Consider the following 21491-nt stretch of genomic DNA (forward strand, 5'->3'; position numbering starts at 1 on the left):
AAAATAGATTAAAAAAGAAAATTAAATACAAATAAATATCACTATGAAAAGTAAATATGTAATACTTGCTTCAGCGTTATTGATCTCTGTAGCTTCTTTTGCTCAAAAAGATCAAATTAAAAGTGCTGAAAAGGCTTTAAAAGGAGGAGATGCTCAAGGAGCTGTTACCATCTTAAACGATGCTGAAAATATGGTTGCTAATGCTAAAGATACAGAGCAGGCTCAATTCTATTTTGTAAAAGGAAATGCTTATTTGGAACTTGCTGATAAAAATATTGAAACAAGCAAAAATCTATCACTTTCTGCAGAGAGTTACAAAAAGTTAATTGAAATTGAAAAAACTTCTGGAAAACAGAAATATTCTACTCAGGCAGCGACTTCAATCAGCAGTATCAAAGCAAAATTAATTAATTCTGCTATTGCTGATACTCAGGCTAACAAAAATGTAGAAGGTGCAAAAAAATTATATGATGCTTATGCATTAGACAAAAACGATACAATTAACTTGTATTATGCAGCTTCAACTGCAGTAAATGCACAAGATTTTGACCTTGCTTTACCAATGTATGAAGAGTTGAAAAAACTGAATTACTCTGGAAAAGGAACAATGTATACAGCTGTAAACAAAGCATCTGGAAATGATGATAGTTTTGCAAATGCAAAAGAAAGAGATATGGCTGTAAAATTAGGAACTCACGAAAAACCAAAAACTGAAGCTATTCCTTCAAAAAGAGGTGAGATCTACAAAAACTTGGCTTTGATCTTAGTTCAAAAAGGACGTACAGAAGAAGCTAAGAAAGCTATCGCAGATGCTAGAAAAGCAAATCCAGATGATTCTTCATTAATTTTAACTGAAGCTAATTTGTATCTTGAAACTAAGGATTTTGAAATGTATAAAAAATTAGTTAACGAGGCTTTAGAAAAAGATCCAAAAAATGCTGATTTAGTATTCAACTTAGGTGTAATTAGTGCAGGTGCAAAAAACAATGCAGATGCTGAGAAATATTACTTAAAAGCAATAGAAATCAATCCTAATTATACAAACGCTTACTTAAATCTTGCAGCATTGAAATTAGAAGCTGAAAAACCAATCATTGATGAAATGAATAAATTGGGAACTTCTGCTAAAGACATGAAACGTTACGATGTTTTAAAAGCTCAAAGAGAAAGTGTTTTCAAAGGCGTGATTCCTTACCTTAAAAAAGCTAACGAGTTAGATCCTAAAAATGAAGACGTTTCTAAAACATTATTAGGAGTTTACAGTGCTCTTGAAATGACTGCTGAAGCTAAAGCATTAAAAGCTAAAATGTAATAAATAAACTCAGTAGAGTACATAAAAAAAACCATTCGCATGCGAATGGTTTTTTTTATAGCTATAATTTTTCTAGCTGATTAATTCCGCAGATAAAGTAATAGTGGTATTTAATAATTTAGAAATCGGACAGATTTCTTTTGCTTTTGCTGCTGTAGCCTGAAACTCTTCTGCAGAGATTGAAGGAACTTTTCCTTTTAAATCTAAATGAATTAAAGTTATAGAGCCATCTTCAAAAGTTACTGTAGCTTCTGTATTTAAATCATCTGCTGTAAAGCCAGCTTCGTTCAATAAAAAACTTAATTGCATCGTGAAGCATCCAGAATGCGCTGCAGCAACTAATTCTTCAGGATTTGTTCCAACTCCGTCAGCAAATCTAGTTTTAAAAGATAATTGTGCGTTATCTAATGTTGTACTTTGTGTGCTGATTTTCCCAGTTCCCTCCATACCGGTTCCTTTCCAGTTGGCATTTGCTTTTCTTGTAAATTTCATTTCTGTAGTTATTAAAATTAATATTGTAAAGGTTATTTTGTTGATTATCAATTAATGATGTGTCTATCAAATATAAACAATATTTTTCAGAATAGTTTTATGAATTTGTTATGGGAAGGTGAAAAGTTAAAAGTTAAAAGTAAAAAGTGAAAAGTGAAAAGGTTCTAAGTTTTCAAGTTTCAAGTTCAGATTTCAAGTCTGGATGTTAGCCGCGTTTGTCAGGCTGCGCGAAGTCGAAGCGCGTTGCTATTGAAAATATTAAAAAGTTTTACCGCAAAGAACGCTAATATTGTTAATTAGGAAGTTTTATAAAACACAAAGTTCGCAAAGCTTTGTCCTCAATAGTAATTATCGACAATGTTGTCGTTTATCCGATAACAAAGTTTTAAATTTTGACAAAGATCTACATCACAATGCTGACACAAAGCTTTGCGAACTTAATGTTTTACAAAAACCAATAGATACAAAAGCTTAGCGAACTTTGCGGTAAAACTCTCTCCAGCATAACCACAAAAAAAGGAGCAATGAAAATAGCATTACTCCTTTATAAAATTAATATAAACTAAAGTCTATTCCTTACCTAAGTTTCTTAATTGTTTCAATTTATCTTTCCAAACTTCAAGGCTCTCTTTGTGAATCGCAATGTTTTTGCGGACTTCAAGAACAATTGAATTCTCTTTTTTAGCATTTTTAGTATTTGCAAAAAATTGGATGTTATTTTCTAATTGGAAAATTTCATTTTGAACTTCTTCAATTTTACGCATTAAGAATATTTTTTCGTTGTCTAACTTACGTGTGTCGTTGCTGTCAGATAAAGAATCAATTCTATTAGAAAAGCGCATCATTTCGGTTTCTTTTTTACTCAAACTTAATTTTTCAAAAAGGGCATCTAGAATTTTATTGAATTTTCCTTCTATATGGCGTCTTGAAAACGGAACCTTTCCAAAACCTTTCCAAGTTTCAATATGTGCTTTTATAGCATCTAAATCTGTTTTGTGATCTCCAGTTAACTGGAAAGCTCTTAGGGTTTCTAAATATGCTTTTTTATTGTCAAAAGCAGCTACTTCTTCACCGTTTTCTTCAGATTTATGTTCTTTTAACTTATCAAAATAGTGGTTGCAGGCATCTTTAAATTCTTTCCAGATTTTATCTGAATATTTTTTAGGAACATGACCAATTTGTTTCCATTCTTCTTGAATCTGTTTCATTACAGGAGTTGTAGCTTGAAAATCGGTGCTTTCCTGTAATTCTTTAGCCTTAGCAACAAGTGCTAATTTTTTATTTAAATTGTCGTTTTGGTCTTTTTTAATATCCTTATAAAAAGAATTTTTAAAAGCATTGAAATTTCTAACGGCTGTTTTAAATGCAGCCCAAGTTTCTTCATTTACTTCTGACGGAACTTTTCCTGCTGCAAAAAACTCATTTCTTAAGTCTTCTACTTTTTGAATCTGTACCAGCCATTGTGAATGAGAATTTACTTTCTCAGTTCCCAAAACTTCAATTTTGGCAATGATCTCTTTTTTAGCTTCAAGATTTTGTTGTTCGTTAGCTCTTTGGCTTTCAAACAGTACTTCTCTCTTGTCGTGTATTTTTTTAGTTAATTCACTAAACTTATTCCAAATAGCATCACGATGTTCTTTAGAAACTGGCCCAATTTCTTCTTTCCAAATTCGGTGTAAATCCTGTAGTTCGCGGAAAGCTTTATTAACATCAGCATTTTCTACTAATTCTTCAACTCGAGCGATTATTTTTTGTTTTAATTCTAAGTTGTGTTTGAAATCTAGATCTCGAGCTTCACGATCTAAGTGAAGGTAGTCGTAGAAATTTTCAACGTGGAAATGGTAGTTATTCCAAACGTGATTGTATTTGTCTTTTGGAATTGCACCGGCATTTTTCCATCTTTCTCTTAATTCATTAAAATGTTTAAGAGTATCTTTAATGTTTTCCTGCGGATTGATTAACTCTTTTAATTCTTCTACAATTGCCAGACGATTCTCTAAATTGCTTTTTAGATTAGTTTGTAAGTGTTTAAAGTGTACATTTCTTTTCTCTCTAAAAATATTATAATATTCATCAAATTTTGATTTTAGAGGTAAATGGTATTCAAATTCTTCACTTGGATCTGGATTAGAAGCATTAAATTCTTCTCTCTTTTCCTCTAGAAGATGGTGATATTGTAATAAAAAAGCTTTTTTAATTTCTTCAATATGATCTTTTACAGACATTACTTTATCTGTATTAACCAGTTTTTTAAGTTCATCAACAAGAGCATCCAAAGAAAAGGTGTTGTAATCCTGCATAGGAATGTCGTGACGCTCTTTTAAAGTTTCGTCTTCACTTTCTGCTGCGTTTGAATTTGTAATTTCATCCAGCGCTTCTTGATGTGCATTTTCATTAGTATCTAATGAATCTTCAGTTTCTGAAGTTGAATCTTCGACTAAAGTTTCAGGATTAGATATTTCAGCTGCATCATTTGTTGTAGAATCGTTTATTTCGATTCCTGATTTTCCGTCTGCTTCTTGCAGGTTGTCATTCTTTTCTTCTAACATCTTTAAAATGTGTAAGGTTTTTGTTTTTAACAGTGCGAAAGATAGTAAAGGTGTTTCTAAATACAAAATAAATCACTTGTTTATGCTGTATTTTACGATGAAATTCTTATTCTTTAGACTTATTCGCTATAATGTTGAATATATTTTTGTTGAATTATTGAAGTATCTATAAATTCTAAATTTATATTGTTTTTAGGTTTTTCTTTTATAAATACAAATATATAAAGTATCTGCTCTCTTTTTGATATTAAAAAAGGATTAATACTCCCATTTCAATACCAAAATTATAGGTTCGATTAACGCCAAATCCAGCGCTTGGATGTATGTAAACTAAATTTGTCGGAGTGATCTTTCTGCCGAATTCAACAAAAGCATTATTTTGAAACCCTTCTAGAATAGCATTGTATCTAAAAGCAGCATCGGCAGCAACCCAGTTTTTTCCAAAAAAGTAAAGTAATACATTTTCAAAAAGTGTGACGCTGATATCATCTCGCTCATTTTGTCCAGCAAAACTACCTTGATATTCTAAAGTCGAAATCCAGAGAAATTTCTTTTGATTGAAATATTTTCCAAAAATAACAGCCGGCATAGCCACCCATTTTCCAGTTCCGAAATTCGGGTCTGCTGCGGTATTGGCATAAACTCTTGTACGTAAAGCTATTCCGTTATTATTTTTAAGATATGGAATATAACTGACGCCCATACCTACATCTCCAATGGCTGTCTTGTTGATTGAATTGGTATTTGCAGAAATTAGCGGAAGATCGAAACGTAAGTTCCAGGCTTTATTTCCTATTGGCAGTAAAACTCGAACTTGTGTGGTATTATATGATCCGTTATCAGTATCTAAATATTCGTCAAATAAAATAATTGTTTTGAGAAAATAATGATAACGAGGCTCAGAAAAAGGACTTTGTAAAGTATCGATTTCTTGAGCGGAAAGGAGATTGTTAAATAAAAAAAATAAAATGCTAAGTAATTGTATTTTATTCATAACCACCTGTTAATAAGTGGTTTAAAATTACAAAAAATACGTTAACATTTTATTTTTATCCTATGTTTTATTTGTTCCAGATTTTCCAGGCTTTCTCAGCTTGAAATATCAGCATGTCGTGGCCATTTTTTATAACAGCTCCTTGTTCTTTTGCTTTTTTCAAAAAAGTTGTTTCTGCCGGATTGTAAATCAGATCGTATGCAATATGTTTTTCTGTAAAGAATTCATAAGGCAGATTTGGACAAGCTTCAATATTTGGGCTTGTACCAACTGGAGTACAATTGATTATAATTTGAAAATTGTCAAATGTTGTGGCATTGATCAAATCGTAATCTATAATGTTTTCTTTGGCTTCTCTTGAAACGAAAGTATAGGGAATGTCAAGTTCGTCAAGAGCAAACGCCACACCTTTAGAAGCCCCGCCAGTTCCCAAAATCAAAGCTTTTTTGTGATGTGGTTCTAATAATGGTTTAAGCGATTTTTTAAAACCATAATAATCTGTATTGTATCCTTTTAGTTTACCGTTTTTGGTAAATTTTATAGTATTTACTGCACCAATTAAAGATGCTTTTTTTGATAGTTTATCTAAGAAAGGAATAACTTGTTCTTTATATGGAATAGTGACATTTAAGCCCTTTAAATCTGGATTGTTTTTGATCAATTCAGTAAAGTAATTAATTTCAGAAATGTCAAAATTTTCATAGCTGTTGCCAGCAAAAACTTCATTATTAAATTTTTCTGTAAAGTAACCTTTTGAAAAAGAGTAGCTGATGTTACGGCCCAATAATCCAAAACGTCTTCTTAATAAAATATCAACCATTATTATTTACGATGTTTTTCTATATAATTTTTTACTGTTTTCTTTGCCCATACTACTGGAAACAAGTCTTCAATTAAGATATAGTTGTCAAAATTTAGACGTAAACCATTGCTTAAATGAAATTTAGCTTTTGTATTATCTTGAATCATAAAGTATAATCCGGCTAAACGATATTCGATTTCATTTTCTTCAGGGAAATATTCTGAAGCTTGTAATAAAGTCTGAATAGCGCTTTCAAATTCTCCTAAAAACTGAAGAATATCAACCCAATACAACCAAGTGTCTAATGCGTAATCTCCAAACTCAACCGCTTTTCTAAAACCAAATTCGGCTTCTTCAAAGAAATTCATGTGTTTATTGATAGTCGCATATCTTTTCCAGTACAAACGATTTTGATTGTCAATTGCCAAAGCTTTATTCACAAAAAACAATGCTTTTTGATAGTTTTTCTGGCGGAGATGAAAATCGGTAATCGCAATCCATCCTTTATCCAATAACGGATCTTCGTGAACCGTTTGATTGTAGTATTGAATCGCTTTCGCTAAATTTCCAAGTTTTTCATAACATTTACCAATTCGAAGCAGGGCATAAGATGTTGCATCGTCCAGCTCGATAGTTCTGTTATAGCTCTCAATTGCATCATTGTATTTTTTCAGACGTTCGTAAGCTTTTGCTTTTTCCATAAAAGCGCCCAAGAACTCATCATCAATCAGCGTTGCATAATCAAATGCACGAATGGCATTTTCATACTCTTTAACGCCATAATGAAGACGCCCAAGCTGATGCCAGGCAATTTCGCTGTAAGGATTTTTGTTGATGTAATCATTTAAATAAGCAATAGCTTCTTGATTTTGATCTAAAAATTCAAAACAATATACCACGTTATAAAGAGCAGATTGGTCTTCTAAGTCTTCTTCAAGACATTTGATAAAACTCTCTTTTGCCATTTCAAGGTTATCCATAAAAAGATACTCCATTCCAATCAAGTTATACACATCTGCATAGTCATCAGTGTACTGCAGTGCGATTTTTAACAGTTCAACCGCTTTTTCGTGCTGATCTCTTTTAGAACAGATATTGGCTTTTTGGATATAGATTTCCTCGTTGTTGGGTTCAATTGCATACAACTCATTCAAAAGCTTTTCAGCAATGTCGAGTTTATCATCATAAACCAGCATTTCTACTTGTACTAATTTTAAGCCTGTAGATTTAGGATGTTGGTCTAATGCAAGTTTCAAGGCCTTTTTTGCTAAATTAGCCTTGCCTATATCTAAATAATGAAGAATTATTTCTTCAAATTCTTCAGAATCAAAAAAGAGTACTTTGTTAGTTTTTAACATCGACTCAAATTTGGATAAGGATAGGTTATAATCTTCTTCTTCGTTGCTTAATTGCATACTTCGTATTTTTGAAATTAGCCTGTTATAAATTTAGGCAACCATATAATTGTTGTAAGGAAAGAGAATTAATTGTTTTGAACAATTTAATTAACAATATATAGCGTTTTTTATTTTATTTTGGGAAGAAATCTCCTTTTATATTAAGGGATTAACTTCGGTTTTATTCTTTTTTTAATTAATGCTGGAAAGTTTTTACTTTAATCTAATTGAATTAAATATAACTTAATGTTTCTTAAGTAGTTAAAAGAAGTGCGTTTTTTATTTGTTATTCTTTTTCATTACTTCATCAATAACGTCTAAAATAATTGCACAGCCTTCTTTAATTTCATCTTCTGAGATGGTCAAAGGAGGTGTAATTCTTATAGCACATCCTTCAAACAAAAGCCAGAATAATATAAGACCTTTGTCTTGACAGCTTAAAATGACTTCGTTGGTAATTTCTGCCGATTCTGTCATTGCAGCCAGCATTAATCCTTTTCCTCTAACTTCTGTTATCAAAGGATGTACCAAAAGCGATCTGAAGAGTTTTTCCTTCTCCAATGTTTCTGCCATTAAATTTGTTTCAGTTAATTCCTGCAAAGTAGCCAAACAAGCTGACGCAATGACAGGGTGGCCTCCAAAAGTGGTTATATGCCCTAATTTTGGATTTTCGGTAAGAAGATCCATTCTTTCTGCAGAAGCAGTAAAAGCACCAACCGGCATTCCGCCGCCCATACCTTTACCCATGACAACAATATCAGGAACAACGTCATAATTCTGAAAACCAAATAGTTTACCAGTTCTCCCAAAACCTGGCTGGATTTCATCTACAATCATCAAAGCTCCAACCTCATCGCAGCGATTTCGGACTTTTTGCAGAAAATTGTTTTCCGGCTGAATAAATCCTGCGCCTCCTTGAATAGTTTCTAACAGAATTGCTGCAGTTCGGGTTGTTATTTTTTGTAAATCTTCTTCGTTATTAAAAGTGATAAAATCAACATCTGGAAGCAGAGGTCTGAAGGCCTGTTTGCGTTCTTCAAATCCCATAACACTCATAGAACCCATTGTGTTACCATGATAAGCATTATGACAAGAAATAAGCTGACTGCGTCCTGTGGTTCTTTTGGCCAATTTTAAAGCGCCTTCTATTGCTTCTGTACCCGAATTGACTAAATAGGTTTTATTTAAAGATTCTGGCAGGAGAGAAGCCATCAATTTACAATATTGAACTGCTGGACTTTGCGAATATTCTCCATAAACCATTACATGCGAATATTTATCCAATTGATCTTTGATAGCTTGATTAACTCTCGGATGTTGATGTCCTAAAGTACAAGCCGAAACGCCGGCTACAAAATCTAAATATTTTTTATCGTTGGTGTCGTATATGTAAGATCCGATGGCGTGCGAAACTTCCATTCCTAATGGGTAAGGAGAAGTTTGTGCCTGGTATTTTATAAAATCTGGATTCATTTTTTTTAAGGTTCAAAGTTGCAAAGGTTTTCTAAGGTTCAAAGTAGCAAAGGTACTGAGGTTCTAAGGTTTTCTAACTTTACGCTTAGGTTAACTTTTGTGAGTTCATAATTCGCAAAAGACTGTAAACTGCGACTGCGACTGAAAACTTTTTTAAGGTTCAGAGTTGCAAAGGTTTTTTTACTTTACGCTTAGGTTAACTTTTAGAAAATAATAATTCGTAAAGTACTGCATACTCTTACTCCGACTAAAAAATCGCAAAGAACTCTAAACAGTGACTGATACTGAAAACTGCGACTGAATACTGACCGCTTACTTACTGCTCTTAACCGCAGGCTTCTTCTTATCGTAATTCAAAGTTTCTTTTCGCACTTTCATTGGAGTATCTTTTCCTTTCTCTTCTTCGTCTTTTCCTTCTTTAATCAGTTTATCGTTCATTTCATTATCTTCTGCGGTAAAAATATCATCCTTAGATTTTATTCTTTCATCGCCGCGCCAAACCATTCCTCGCAGCTTTCGGGCGTTTTCAGGAAGTTCGTCTTCAGGGAAAATATCGCCGTCAACTTTATTGTAAAAAGTAATAGTTTCAACAGCATTATTCTCTAAAATCAAATTGATTTTACTGCTGACATTTTTATTAATTCCGATAAGCTCATTGGCGTCGTTCCGCATAAAATAGATAACTTCTGTATTCTTGACGACATCTACATCATGCAGTTTTCCATCCCTGAATTTTCCAAATAAATTGAGTCCTTTTACTTGGTTATAGCCCGTTCCGAGCGTATCCTTGGAGATTAGAAAAGTATTATTGAGGACTTTTAACGAATCTATTTTTCGTGTTTTATTATCGCCTATCAAATGCATCACATCTCCTGTGATTTGGCTTTCTCCGTTCCATAAAATCGGATTTCCAATTAACTTCGTCAGAGCACTTTTAGAGTCAGAATGTATAGAATCACATTTTCCGCTCATATCTATTTTATAGAAACGAACATTTTTAAAAGCTCTTAAAATTCTTTCGCCTTCCTTTCCTGTAACCAGCAGCTTTTGTCCGTGAATATAAACGGAATCATTTTCAACCAAATTGATTGCAACGGCTCTTTTCGTAACAAACATGGAATCTTTCAGTTTGTAAAGTTCGGCATAATGTCCTTTTACAATTCCTTTATTTATAGAATCTGTGATTTTTACATTTCGAGTTGCCGATGCAAATTCGGTATTTCGATTATAAAATAAACTATCGCCTTCAATACGCCTATCGTCATATTTAATATAGGATTTCCTCAGAAAATGAGCTAGGTTTTTCTTCGTATCGTAAAATCCTTTTTCGGTATAAATGTAATTAGCTTTACTCGTAATTGTTGAAGGGCCAAAAAGATAAGTATGGCCAGAATTACTGTAATAATCCAAATGATTCGATTTGATTACATATTTTGGATTCGTAATAGTAACTTCCGTTAAAAACTGAAATTTCTTTTGTTCCACATAATATCTTCCAGATTTACTGACCAAAGTATTGTCTTTGTTTACAATTGTTCCTTTAGTATTATAAAAAACCTCTTGAATATTTCTGTCAAAATTAATGGTATCCGTCTGCAAAGTCGCATCTGGTGAAGTCAAAACAGCATTTCCTGTTGCGAAAGCTTTTTTTTCATTACCGCTGTATTCTGCATATTTACTGTTTAAGAACAAAGTATCACCCTGCACTAATTGTACATTTCCAAAAGCTTTTAAATAATTCTCTTTTTGAAAAAAATAGGCTTTATTACAAGTTAATACAACGCCGTCATGATTTACTTTTACATTTCCTGTTAGTAAAAGCGCATCTGGAACATTGACCTGATCGACATCAGAAAAATCAGCGTTCTCAATAACGATAGTTTTTGGAGCCTTAGCAGTTTTTTTTGCTTGCGCGAAAGTAAATTGAACGCTTAAAAAAGACAGACAAATAAATATGAAAAAGAGTGATTTCTTCAACTGATTAAATTTTTGTCAAATTTATAAAAAAGGTTACAACCTATGACTGTTATTAGGATTAATTTATAATAAGTCATCAACACTTCAAATGACAAATTCTGCTTCATTTATTTTTTCAACAAAACATACAACTCTCACGTTGTAGTTGCGCTATTCCAACTTCAAAATGATGCAAATTAAAAAGAGTTGGTTCTGAATTTTAAAAAATGAGTTACATTTAGAAAATAGTTTTTAATGCGTTCTATTTAGGAGCTTTAAAATTTAAAGACTATATTTAGTTAGCACAGCAATTATATGATAAGTAAAAGATTAATTACAGCAGGAATTACGTTAACTGTACTATTTTCGGCTTGTAAAACACAAGAATTAAAAATGAGTACAGCAAAAGAAGAAACGGCAGCCGAAAAAAAGGTTGTAGTCTATCAAGTTTTTACACGCCTATTTGGGAATAAAAATAAAACAAATAAACCTTGGGGAACCATAGAAGAAAATGGTGTTGGAAAGTTTAATGACTTTACAGATAAAGTGCTACACGAAATAAAAGATTTAGGAGTTACTTATATTTGGTATACCGGCGTTCCTCATCATGCTCTGGTACGTGATTATACAGCTTACGGAATATCAAATGATGATCCAGAAGTAGTTAAGGGACGTGCAGGATCTCCATATGCCGTTAAGGATTATTATAATGTAAATCCAGATTTGGCCGAAAACCCAGCGAAGCGTTTAGAAGAATTTGAAGCCTTGGTTAAGCGGACACATAATGCAGGTTTGAAAGTAATTATCGATATTGTTCCCAATCATATTGCTCGTAAATACGAAGGAAAATCGAATCCAGCAGGAGTAAAAGATTTTGGTGCCGATGATGATGTGAATGTTGAATACAAACGAGATAATAATTTCTACTATATTCCAAAAGAACATTTTGAAATTCCAGATGGAGATATTCCATTAAATGGAGAAAAACATCCGCTTATTGATGGAAAGTTTGATGAAAATCCGGCTAAATGGACAGGAAACGGATCTCGTAAAATTAAACCAGATCAAAATGACTGGTATGAAACCGTGAAGGTAAATTACGGCGTGCGCCCTGACGGAACTAAAGATTTTCCTGAGCTTCCAGCTGGTTTTGATCAGAAATCGTATAAAGAGCATTTTGCTTTTTGGCAGGATAAAGATGTGCCTGATTCTTGGAAGAAATTCAGAGATATTGCCTTGTATTGGACAGCAAAAGGAGTTGACGGTTTCCGTTATGATATGGCAGAAATGGTTCCGTACGAATTTTGGAGTTATATGAACTCTTCCATTAAAATGGAAAATCCCAATTCATTTTTACTGGCAGAAGTTTATAACCCTAATGAATACCGCAATTACATCCATTTAGGAAAAATGGATTATTTATATGATAAAGTAGAGACTTACGATAAATTGAAAGATGTTATTCGAGGAAAATCTTCACCAGATGAATTGACCGAGATTCAAAACAGAATGTCGGATATCGAACATCATATGCTTCATTTCTTGGATAATCATGATGAACAGCGTTTGGCAAGTCCTGATTTTGCAGGAACTCCAGAAAGAGGAAAGCCACTAATGGTTGTTTCGGCAACTATAAGCACTTCGCCGACAATGATTTATTTTGGACAAGAAGTAGGAGAGGCTGGAAATGAAGATGCTGGTTTTGGAAAACCTTCCAGAACGTCTATTTTTGATTATATCGGAGTTCCGAATCATCAGCGTTGGATGAACGACGGAAAATTTGACGGCGGACAGCTTTCTGATTCTGAAAAAAAGCTTCGTGATTTTTACAAACGGTTATTGAATTTTACCATTAACAGCAGCGCTTTGATGGGAAGTTTTGAAGAGATTCAATCTGCAAATCGCCAAAATAATGAAGGTTATGATGCTTTGTTGTATTCTTATGCTCGCTGGTCTGAAAAACAAAAATTGGTTGTAATTACTAATTTCTCTTCTGAGAAAGAAAGTGAATTTGACTTAAAAATTCCTTCATCGGTTATTTCAAAATGGAATCTAAAAGATGGTTCTTATGTGCTTGTAGATAAATTGTATTCAGAGAGCAAAACTTATCTTACAGTCAAAAATGGTGAAGCTTCAGCACGAGTTAAAATAAAACCTTCTGAATCATTTATTTATGAAGTAAACTAAGAAGTAATTAAAAAAAGTGTTTAAAATAAGAACTGCTTAGAACTTATTGAATCTAAGCAGGTTTATTTTTTTAAAGTTCTATTAGAAGTGAAAGGATTTCTTTAATTGAAAACTTAGCACCGCAGACAAATTCATCAGAAGCTCCATAGTAAACAGTAAGAGTGTCTCCATCAGGTTCTATGATATGACCATTTGTAAAAACCACATTGCCAAAAAAGCCGCTTAATTCATAATCTGTTTTAGGAAACATAATAGGAGTTTCTGTTCTCGAAATTACTTTTGAAGGATTTTCTAAATCCATTAAAAAAGCGCCTAGACAGTATTGGTGAAATTCGTTAGCACCATGATAAATTTCCAGCCATCCAAATTCTGTCTTTATTGGTGCTGCGCCAGCGCCGACCCTTTTACTGTCCCAATTGCCTTTTCTGGTTTTAATAATACATTTATGATTTCCCCAATGTATGCCATCAGGAGAAGAAGCAATCCAAATATAATTTCCACCAATATCTACACTGCTCGGACGATGTAAGGCATAGAATAAGCCGTTTATTTTTTCTTCGAAAATTGCACAATCTTTATTGTGGGGAGGAAATATCATTCCGTGTTTTTGAAAGCTCTTCCAATCTGTTGTAGTTCGTAAACCAACTCCAACACCATTAGAAGATACCGAAGTAAATGTCAGGTAATATTTTCCTTCAATGAGAGAAACGCGGCAATCTTCAATTCCGAAAGTTTCCAGAATTCCTTCACCAACTAAATAGGGATAGTTTTCAGGTTCGTAAAATTGTTTTCCATCATCACTGCATAGCAAGCGTATATGTGATAAAGTAGTTAGGTAATCAATTCCCTGATAATTAATTACACGGGCATCTGTGGCAATAAGTTCGGGGTGATCTTTAAGAATTTCTATAATTTCTATTAAACCTGTTTCTGTAAGTATAGGAAATGAGATAATGTTTTCTGCTTGCGTTGGTCTTTCGGCAACCCTTACTGCAAGCCAGATTTTATTTTGAAATTGAAATACGCCAGGATTAAGTAAACAAGTTATTTCTAATCCTTCTCTGCTTGGCGGTAAATCGGATGGTGAAATTATAGGATTTTCTGCAAAACGCTTGGCAATATCTTTCATAATGTTCGTATAAGTACATAAAAGGTATAAAAAAAAGCTGATACTTAATTCGTACCAGCTTTTTTTCTATACTTTTTTAACCTTTTTGAGCGCTTCAACATAATATTCGTTTACTTTTTCCCAATTAATATGTTCATAAAAAGCATCAATATAACTTCCTTTTCGGTTTTGATAATCTAGATAATAGGCATGTTCCCAAAGATCAATTCCTAAAATAGGTGTTCCTGGAATTAATGCATTTTTCATTAACGGATTGTCTTGATCCTGAGTTGTTGTAATTTGAAGTTTTCCATATCGGTCAACTACTAACCAAACCCATCCAGAACCAAATTGCTTTTCTGACTGCGCTTTAAATTGATTCGTTAGATTGTTGAAAGAGCCAAATTCTTTATTAATAGAACCGGCAAGAGTATCTTTTGGAGTTTGCTCTTTTGGAGTTAAAACATTAAAATAAAGCGTATGGTTGTAATATCCTCCAGCATTCTGACGAAGTTTGGCATTATTTAAATCCATCTTTTTCAAAATATCCTCAATAGGCATATTCTCAAATTCTGTAGAAACAATTTCTTTATTAAAATTGTTTGTGTAAGATAAATAATGTTTAGAATAATGAGTTTCTAAAGTCAAAGTTCGAATTGCAGGTGCAAGACCGTCATAATTAAAGGACAATTTTGTCATTTCAAAAGAACCGGGATCAGCTTTAACATCATTTGGCGAACCAATAGTTATTTTCTCTTCTTTAGTCGGAAGAGGAACCTCAACAACTTCGGTCAGCTTATCTTCTTTGCAGGAAAATAATAGTAAAAATGAAGCTAAAGTGCTAAATAGAACAACGTTTTTCTTCATAATGTTATTTATTTTGATGATAATGAGTTAATGATCTCGATATAATTTTCTTTCGCTTCATCAATTGACATATGACTAATCTGCATCCAGGCATTAGTTTTGAACGCATCTCTCAAATCAAAATTTTCAGATTGATTGTAAACTGCTGTACCAAAAGTTGCCTGTTTGTAAAAAGCGTAAAGTCTTAACTGCACATCTTGCGGCAGTGAAGCCTGAGTCATTGTCATTGCAATTTCTACAGCTTCCGCAAAGCGAATATCTAAATCTTTCTCAGCCATTTATGCTTTCGTAGCAATAATTGTTTTTCCACCAATCGCTTTTTGATTCAATTCAACGTTGATAGGTGTACCTAAAGGTAAAAATAAATCTACTCTTGATCCAAATTTAATGAAACCAGCATCTGTTCCTTGAACAACCTGCATTCCTTCTTTGGCGTAATTTACAATTCTACGAGCCAATGCTCCAGCGATTTGTCTGTATAGAATAGCGCCAAATGTTTCATTTTCGATAACTACAGTAGTTCTTTCGTTTTCTTCACTCGCTTTTGGATGCCATGCAACAAGAAATTTTCCAGGGTGGTATTTGCTAAATTTAATGATACCATCCATCGCGTAACGAGTTACGTGAACATTGATAGGAGACATAAAAATAGAAACCTGTAAACGTTTATCCTTAAAATATTCTCCCTCATAAACTTCTTCGATAACCACAACTTTTCCATCAACAGGAGCAAGGATATGATCGCTGTTCTTAATTGCAATTCTTTTAGGATTTCTAAAAAATTGCAAGATAATGATCAAAACTAAAAGCGCTGCAATTTGAACTAGAGTTCTAAGCCAATTGATATCAATAAATTTTTCGGCTAATAAAACCACAACGACTGTAAAAACTACACCTAATAAAATGGACGGGCCTCCTTCTTTATGAAACATAATATAAAATTTGATAAAATAAAAATATAATTGGTGCTACAAATATAACACTATCTAATCGATCTAAAATACCTCCGTGTCCCGGCATTATCGAGCCACTGTCTTTTACGCCTGCAATTCTTTTAAATTTGGATTCAATCAAATCTCCAATAGTCCCAAAAATGCTTACAATTAAAGCAATTATCGTCCAGATTAAAATTGATTTATTGCTAAATTCAGGATTGGGCTGAATGTACAGTTTTGAGATTAAAAAACCTGCAAAAGCTGCAAAAACAACACCGCCAAGAAAACCTTCAATAGTTTTTTTTGGGGAAACACGTTCGAACAATTTATGCTTACCGATTGATTTTCCAACTAAATACGCAAAAGTATCATTAGTCCAAATCAAAACAAATAATCCAAGAATAATTTTCGGATTATAGTCATTAGTTCCGAATGAGATTTTAACGATAAAAATAAAAGGAAGTGTAATGTAGCCAAGCAAATATAAATATTTTGAAGAAGTGCTTATTTTTTGAACTGAATCATAAAATAAGAATATAATACATTTTATAGAAACGACTAGTGTAACTGCCAAAAGAATTAAATCCAGCTGTTTGATGTTGGTTTCTAAAGTAATATTAGAATTAAAAGTATCGTTTATAAATTTACTAGTCTGTTTGTTGTAATGACTTATGAGAATTGTTGCCGCATAAATTGACATTCCAAAAAGTATAGAAAATACTTTGTTTAAATTAACGAGATTAGAAAATTCGTAAAGAGTTATAATTAAGAAAATACCAAAAAGTGTAATGAAGCTTTCGGTAGAAAACAATATCGAAGTTAGTAATAAAGCGATATAAACAGCACCAGAAATGGTTCTCTTCAGTGTTTCATTCATCTTAAAGATCTTCTAAAAGCAATAAATAAAGATTCTTGGCAACACTTCCGTATTGCGTAAAGTCTTCTTCTTTGGCTTTTTCGAAATATTTTATGGTAGTGATATTAGTAGGGTAGTCTCTTTCGTATTTACGTTTTATAGCGCTCAATCCGTCGCTTTTCATTGGAAGGATCTGGCTGGTTGTAGCTATAATAACAATATTTGCAGGTAATTCGTTTGGTTTATTTTGTCTAATTTGTTTTGATGAAAATAAAATTGAACCTTCATCAGCAATAAGGTTTTCACAGCTTGCCAATAAAAATTTTGGTTTAGAAGGAGCAATGTAAAATAATTTATTTTCTTCTAATAAACTAAACAAAGCTGACTCATAACACAAAACTTCACTTTCAAACCAATCATTTTCTTCTAATATGTTTTCAAACTGTTCAGCAACTTCTTCAGTGTTTTCGCAGTACAAGAACTTACCTCCATTTTTTTTGAAATTGAAAATAAATTGCTCGTCTAAAGATAAATGACTGTTCTGTGCAGATGTACCTGCATATTCGCTTTCATTCTCTTCGTCAGAAGCGGCTTCGCTTGAGCCAAATATTTTTTTGAAAAAATTCATTTTTTATATGAAATACTTTACATGTTAATTGAAAACGTTCAAAGATAAAAAAATCTTAATTCAAAAGGGTATTTTGAATTAAGATTTTAAAAAATTATTACGTATTTCGTAAATTATTTATGAAACTACTTCTTCCAAATTTTTGTCAAAAGTTCGTTTTCCAAAAATATTTTCTAGATCATCTTTAAAGATAACTTCTTTTTCAATCAGAATATCAGCTAGTTGATTTAGTTTGTCTTTGTTTTCTTCTAAGATTTGAATCGCTCTCTGGTATTGACCTTCGATTAACTCTGAAATTTCAGCATCAATAATTTTTGCTGTTTCATCAGAATATGGTTTCGAGAAGTTATACTCGCTTTGTCCAGTTGAATCATAATAAGTAACATTTCCGATTTTATCGTTCAATCCGTAGATCGTTACCATAGCACGAGCTTGACGCGTTACTTTTTCTAAATCGCTCAAAGCACCAGTTGAAATTCTGTCGAAAGTTACTTTCTCTGCAGCTCTACCACCCATAGTAGCACACATTTCATCTAACATTTGATCTGTTCTAACGATTTGTCTCTCTTCTGGTAAATACCAAGCAGCTCCTAAACTTTGTCCACGAGGTACAATAGTTACCTTGATAAGTGGCGCAGCATGCTCTAGCATCCAGCTTACAGTTGCATGTCCAGCTTCGTGAATAGCAATTGCTCTTTTCTCTTCTGGAGTTATAATTTTGTTTTTCTTTTCTAAACCACCGATAATTCTATCAACTGCGTCAAGGAAATCTTGTCTGTCAACAGCAGCTTTGTTGTTACGTGCAGCAATTAAGGCAGCTTCGTTACAAACGTTTGCAATATCTGCACCCGAAAAACCTGGAGTTTGTTTAGCTAAGAAATCTAAATCTAGACCTTCAACTTTTTTGATAGGAGCTAAGTGTACTTTAAAGATTTCAGCTCTTTCGCGAATATCTGGTAAGTCTACAAAAATCTGTCTGTCAAAACGTCCTGCACGCATTAAAGCTTTGTCAAGGACATCAGCTCTATTGGTTGCAGCTAATACAATTACGTTAGAGTTTGTCCCAAAACCATCCATTTCTGTTAGTAATTGGTTCAAAGTGTTTTCTCTTTCGTCATTTCCGCCAGACATATTGCTTTTTCCTCTTGCTCTACCAACAGCATCAATCTCATCGATGAAAATGATAGCAGGAGATTTTTCTTTTGCTTGTTTGAATAAATCACGTACACGTGAAGCTCCAACTCCTACAAACATCTCAACGAAATCAGAACCTGATAAAGAGAAGAAAGGTACCTGAGCCTCACCGGCAACAGCTTTTGCCAATAAAGTTTTACCAGTTCCTGGAGGTCCTACAAGTAGAGCACCTTTTGGAATTTTACCTCCCAGATTGGTATATTTTTCAGGGTTTTTAAGGAATTCAACAATTTCTTGAATTTCTTCTTTAGCACCTTCTAAACCAGCAACATCTTTAAACGTAGTTTTGATATCTGTTTTTTCATCGAATAGTTTGGCTTTAGATTTTCCGATATTGAAAATCTGTCCGCCGCCTCCAGCACCTCCGCCAGACATTTTACGCATGATGAAAATCCATACACCAACAATGATGATGATAGGAAGTAAGCTGATTAAAATATCGCTCCAATTGTTTTTTTGAAGGAAATTAAAATCTTTCAGTTTGCCCTCGCTAACCGCTTTTTCAAGTTTTGTTTGAAATATTTGATCATTACCAATTTCCAGCGTATAGTGCGGACCTTTGTTTGGCTGTTTGAAAATATCTTCAGCAACTTTTTTATTTGACGGGTCTTTAAGAGCCGCAGCATTTAAATATACTTCAGCCTCAGCTTTGTTGTACACAATAACTTTTTCAATCTGGCCTTTTTCTAAAAGCGTGTTGAATTTAGAAGAAGTTAATTGAGCAGGTTCGCTTAAGCTAGATCCTCCGGTAGCAAAACTTATAAATAAAAAAACTAAAAGTATTGCGGTATATATTAACCAAGGACTTATTTTAAATTTATTCGGATTTGGATTATTATCTTTAGCCATTTAATGAAAGTTTCTTTAGTATTTATTTTCGATTGTAGTTATTTTGGCATCACCCCAAAGGCTCTCGATATTGTAATATTCGCGAATATGTTTCTGGAAAACATGTACTACAATGTGTACATAATCCATTAAAACCCATTCTGCATTATCGGTTCCTTCTACGTGCCAAGGTTTATCTTTTAAGTCTTTTGATACTGTTTTTTGAATTGAGTTTACGATGGCGTTAACTTGGGTATTTGAGCTACCGTTGCAAATTACAAAATAGTCGCATACAGCTGTATCTATTTCTCTTAAGTCAAGAATATCGATATCATTTCCTTTTACTTCCTCAATCCCTTTGATTATGTTCGCCAGTAGAACATCATTATTAATCGTCTTTTTCGCCATGAATTATTTTATATGTGAATTTGTAAAGTTACCAAATTTTGTGATTATTTTTGAACCTTAACAAAATATTAAATTAAGTTATCTAAATTATTTAATGAAACTAATCAAACTCGATGCCATAGATTCAACAAATGATTTCCTGAAGGCATTGTCAAGTCAGGATCAACTAGAGAATTTTACTGTGGTAACAGCTGAAAATCAGACAAAAGGCAAAGGACAAATGGGAGGAAAGTGGGAGTCTGAAGCTGGTAAAAACTTAATTATGAGTGTATTGGTAAAGGATTTTCTATTTAATAACGAACAAGTCTTTAATTTAAGTGTCGTTGTTTCATTAGCAGTTACAGAAGTGCTAAAATCGTTAAATATTCCTGATATATGCATAAAATGGCCAAACGACATTCTGTCATACAATAAGAAATTGGTTGGCATACTAATCGAAAACACCATAAAAAGCGATGGCAGGATCGTGTCAGTTGTCGGAATAGGGATGAACGTAAACCAAACTGATTATGCAGATTTGCCAAATGCATCTTCTCTAGCAGTAATTTCAGGTAAATCTTTTGATAAAGAAGAATTAGCAATTTTAATAGTAGAAAAAATAAAGGAGAAAATACAGTTATGGCAGACTTCTGCAAAAGATTTATGGACCGATTATTTTAATTCTTTATTCAAAAAAGGAGTTCCAATGCCTTTCAAAAACCTCAACGATCAAAATTTCATGGGAATCATTCAAGGCGTTTCTCCAATTGGAAAATTGCAGGTTTTATTAGAAGATGATTCTGTTGTAGAATTTGATATAAAGGAGGTTAAAATGCTTTACTAAGTTGCTAAGGTTCTGAGATGCTAAGATTCTAAGTTTTTTTTTGAAAGCGAAGACGCTAAGTTTTATGACTTAAAGAAATATGTTTGAATGAGTAGAATCTGCATGAAATAAAAAACTTTGTGCCTTAGCGCCTTCGTGGCATTCAAAAAAAAGCCCGATAATAAAATCAGGCCTTTCATTTATAATTCACAATTAATAATTAACCATTATTAAAGCTTATTCATATTATTTGCTAGAGTTTCGATGAATTTGCTGATTGGTCCTTTAACCATCATTGCCATCATAGCATTAAACTCTCCTTCAAAAAACAATTGAACTGCACTTTCAGAATCAGAAATGCTGTCAATGTTTGAAGTCAAAGTAAACGGAAGTTTGTCACTTGCTGCACCCAAAACAATTTTGTTTGGAGCCACTTTGTCTTTCATTTTCAATTTGATTTCAGGCATCCCTTTCAATCCAAAAATAAAAGCGTCTTCACCAGTCACTTCAAATTTAGCGATATTATCCGGCATTAATTTTTCAAAATTCTTAACATCAGTCAATTGATCGAATAAATCTTGAGCTGATTTCTGAACAGTAACTTTTGGACTTTCTAAGTTCATATATTTTTTATTTTTTTATTATTTAAAGTGACAAAGAGCAAAAAAATAAATTCCAATTTTTTAAATTCCAAATTCCAAAA

The 21491-nt window shown here is 32.9% G+C and carries 19 protein-coding genes; 3 read left to right on the plus strand and 16 right to left on the minus strand.

Annotated features, from left to right (window positions below):
- The first annotated feature begins 43 nt into the window (after nucleotides 1–43).
- Entirely contained in the window at nucleotides 44–1312 is a 1269-nt protein-coding gene (locus QMG60_RS12260) for a tetratricopeptide repeat protein (RefSeq protein WP_057118574.1), read from the plus strand.
- Nucleotides 1313–1384: 72 nt separating this feature from the next.
- Here the strand turns inward: QMG60_RS12260 and QMG60_RS12265 are convergent, their stop codons facing one another.
- The 7 genes from QMG60_RS12265 to QMG60_RS12295 all read right to left on the minus strand — a co-directional run bounded on the left by QMG60_RS12265 (nucleotide 1385) and on the right by QMG60_RS12295 (nucleotide 10996).
- Nucleotides 1385–1804, minus strand: coding sequence for an OsmC family protein (locus tag QMG60_RS12265; protein WP_134141064.1), 420 nt, complete (start codon nucleotides 1802–1804; stop codon nucleotides 1385–1387).
- Nucleotides 1805–2373: 569 nt separating this feature from the next.
- Complete coding sequence (locus QMG60_RS12270) at nucleotides 2374–4353, minus strand: DUF349 domain-containing protein (RefSeq protein WP_281865071.1); 1980 nt, start codon at nucleotides 4351–4353, stop codon at nucleotides 2374–2376.
- Between the two features lie 247 nt (nucleotides 4354–4600).
- Nucleotides 4601–5347 carry a hypothetical protein gene (locus tag QMG60_RS12275; protein ID WP_057118571.1) on the minus strand — a complete coding sequence of 249 codons (747 nt, stop codon included), beginning with the start codon at nucleotides 5345–5347 and terminating at the stop codon, nucleotides 4601–4603.
- Between the two features lie 67 nt (nucleotides 5348–5414).
- A complete protein-coding gene (locus tag QMG60_RS12280; protein WP_057118570.1) occupies nucleotides 5415–6167 on the minus strand; it encodes a shikimate dehydrogenase in 753 nt (250 codons plus the stop codon).
- Nucleotides 6168–6169: 2 nt separating this feature from the next.
- Nucleotides 6170–7564 (minus strand): tetratricopeptide repeat protein, encoded by a 1395-nt coding sequence (locus QMG60_RS12285; protein ID WP_057118569.1) that lies wholly within the window; start codon nucleotides 7562–7564, stop codon nucleotides 6170–6172.
- 261 nt (nucleotides 7565–7825) lie between these two features.
- Nucleotides 7826–9019 (minus strand): aspartate aminotransferase family protein, encoded by a 1194-nt coding sequence (locus QMG60_RS12290; RefSeq protein WP_281865072.1) that lies wholly within the window; start codon nucleotides 9017–9019, stop codon nucleotides 7826–7828.
- 312 nt (nucleotides 9020–9331) lie between these two features.
- Complete coding sequence (locus QMG60_RS12295) at nucleotides 9332–10996, minus strand: OstA-like protein (RefSeq protein ID WP_082586835.1); 1665 nt, start codon at nucleotides 10994–10996, stop codon at nucleotides 9332–9334.
- Nucleotides 10997–11290: 294 nt separating this feature from the next.
- Here QMG60_RS12295 and QMG60_RS12300 point away from each other — a divergent pair, with 294 nt between their 5' ends.
- Entirely contained in the window at nucleotides 11291–13162 is a 1872-nt protein-coding gene (locus QMG60_RS12300) for an alpha-amylase family protein (RefSeq protein WP_281865073.1), read from the plus strand.
- A gap of 70 nt (nucleotides 13163–13232) precedes the next feature.
- Here the strand turns inward: QMG60_RS12300 and QMG60_RS12305 are convergent, their stop codons facing one another.
- From QMG60_RS12305 to rsfS, 8 genes are all read right to left on the minus strand, one after another.
- Entirely contained in the window at nucleotides 13233–14291 is a 1059-nt protein-coding gene (locus QMG60_RS12305; protein WP_281865074.1) for a glycoside hydrolase family 130 protein, read from the minus strand.
- Nucleotides 14292–14357: 66 nt separating this feature from the next.
- Nucleotides 14358–15137, minus strand: a complete 780-nt coding sequence (locus QMG60_RS12310) for a superoxide dismutase (protein WP_057118565.1) — start codon at nucleotides 15135–15137, stop codon at nucleotides 14358–14360.
- A gap of 8 nt (nucleotides 15138–15145) precedes the next feature.
- Nucleotides 15146–15415, minus strand: a complete 270-nt coding sequence (locus QMG60_RS12315) for an acyl-CoA-binding protein (RefSeq protein WP_057118564.1) — start codon at nucleotides 15413–15415, stop codon at nucleotides 15146–15148.
- Nucleotides 15416–16069, minus strand: coding sequence for a phosphatidylserine decarboxylase family protein (locus QMG60_RS12320; protein WP_057118563.1), 654 nt, complete (start codon nucleotides 16067–16069; stop codon nucleotides 15416–15418).
- Complete coding sequence (locus tag QMG60_RS12325) at nucleotides 16059–16949, minus strand: phosphatidate cytidylyltransferase (RefSeq protein WP_134141075.1); 891 nt, start codon at nucleotides 16947–16949, stop codon at nucleotides 16059–16061. Before QMG60_RS12325 ends, QMG60_RS12320 begins: the two co-directional genes overlap by 11 nt.
- A gap of 1 nt (nucleotide 16950) precedes the next feature.
- Nucleotides 16951–17556: a hypothetical protein gene (locus tag QMG60_RS12330; RefSeq protein ID WP_057118561.1), complete on the minus strand. Its 606-nt coding sequence runs from the start codon at nucleotides 17554–17556 to the stop codon at nucleotides 16951–16953.
- A 117-nt stretch (nucleotides 17557–17673) separates the two neighbouring features.
- Nucleotides 17674–19599 carry an ATP-dependent zinc metalloprotease FtsH gene (ftsH, locus tag QMG60_RS12335; protein WP_057118560.1) on the minus strand — a complete coding sequence of 642 codons (1926 nt, stop codon included), beginning with the start codon at nucleotides 19597–19599 and terminating at the stop codon, nucleotides 17674–17676.
- Between the two features lie 15 nt (nucleotides 19600–19614).
- On the minus strand, nucleotides 19615–19986 hold the full coding sequence (rsfS, locus tag QMG60_RS12340) for a ribosome silencing factor (RefSeq protein WP_007809313.1): 372 nt from the start codon (nucleotides 19984–19986) through the stop codon (nucleotides 19615–19617).
- 94 nt (nucleotides 19987–20080) lie between these two features.
- On the opposite strand from rsfS, the gene QMG60_RS12345 reads away from it, so the two are divergent.
- Nucleotides 20081–20809 carry a biotin--[acetyl-CoA-carboxylase] ligase gene (locus QMG60_RS12345; RefSeq protein WP_281865075.1) on the plus strand — a complete coding sequence of 243 codons (729 nt, stop codon included), beginning with the start codon at nucleotides 20081–20083 and terminating at the stop codon, nucleotides 20807–20809.
- A 209-nt stretch (nucleotides 20810–21018) separates the two neighbouring features.
- Here the strand turns inward: QMG60_RS12345 and QMG60_RS12350 are convergent, their stop codons facing one another.
- Nucleotides 21019–21411: an orotate phosphoribosyltransferase gene (locus QMG60_RS12350; protein WP_095954711.1), complete on the minus strand. Its 393-nt coding sequence runs from the start codon at nucleotides 21409–21411 to the stop codon at nucleotides 21019–21021.
- Nucleotides 21412–21491: the final 80 nt, after the last annotated feature.

It is taken from the genome of Flavobacterium sp. GSB-24 (assembly GCF_027924665.1).
GTDB lineage: Bacteria > Bacteroidota > Bacteroidia > Flavobacteriales > Flavobacteriaceae > Flavobacterium.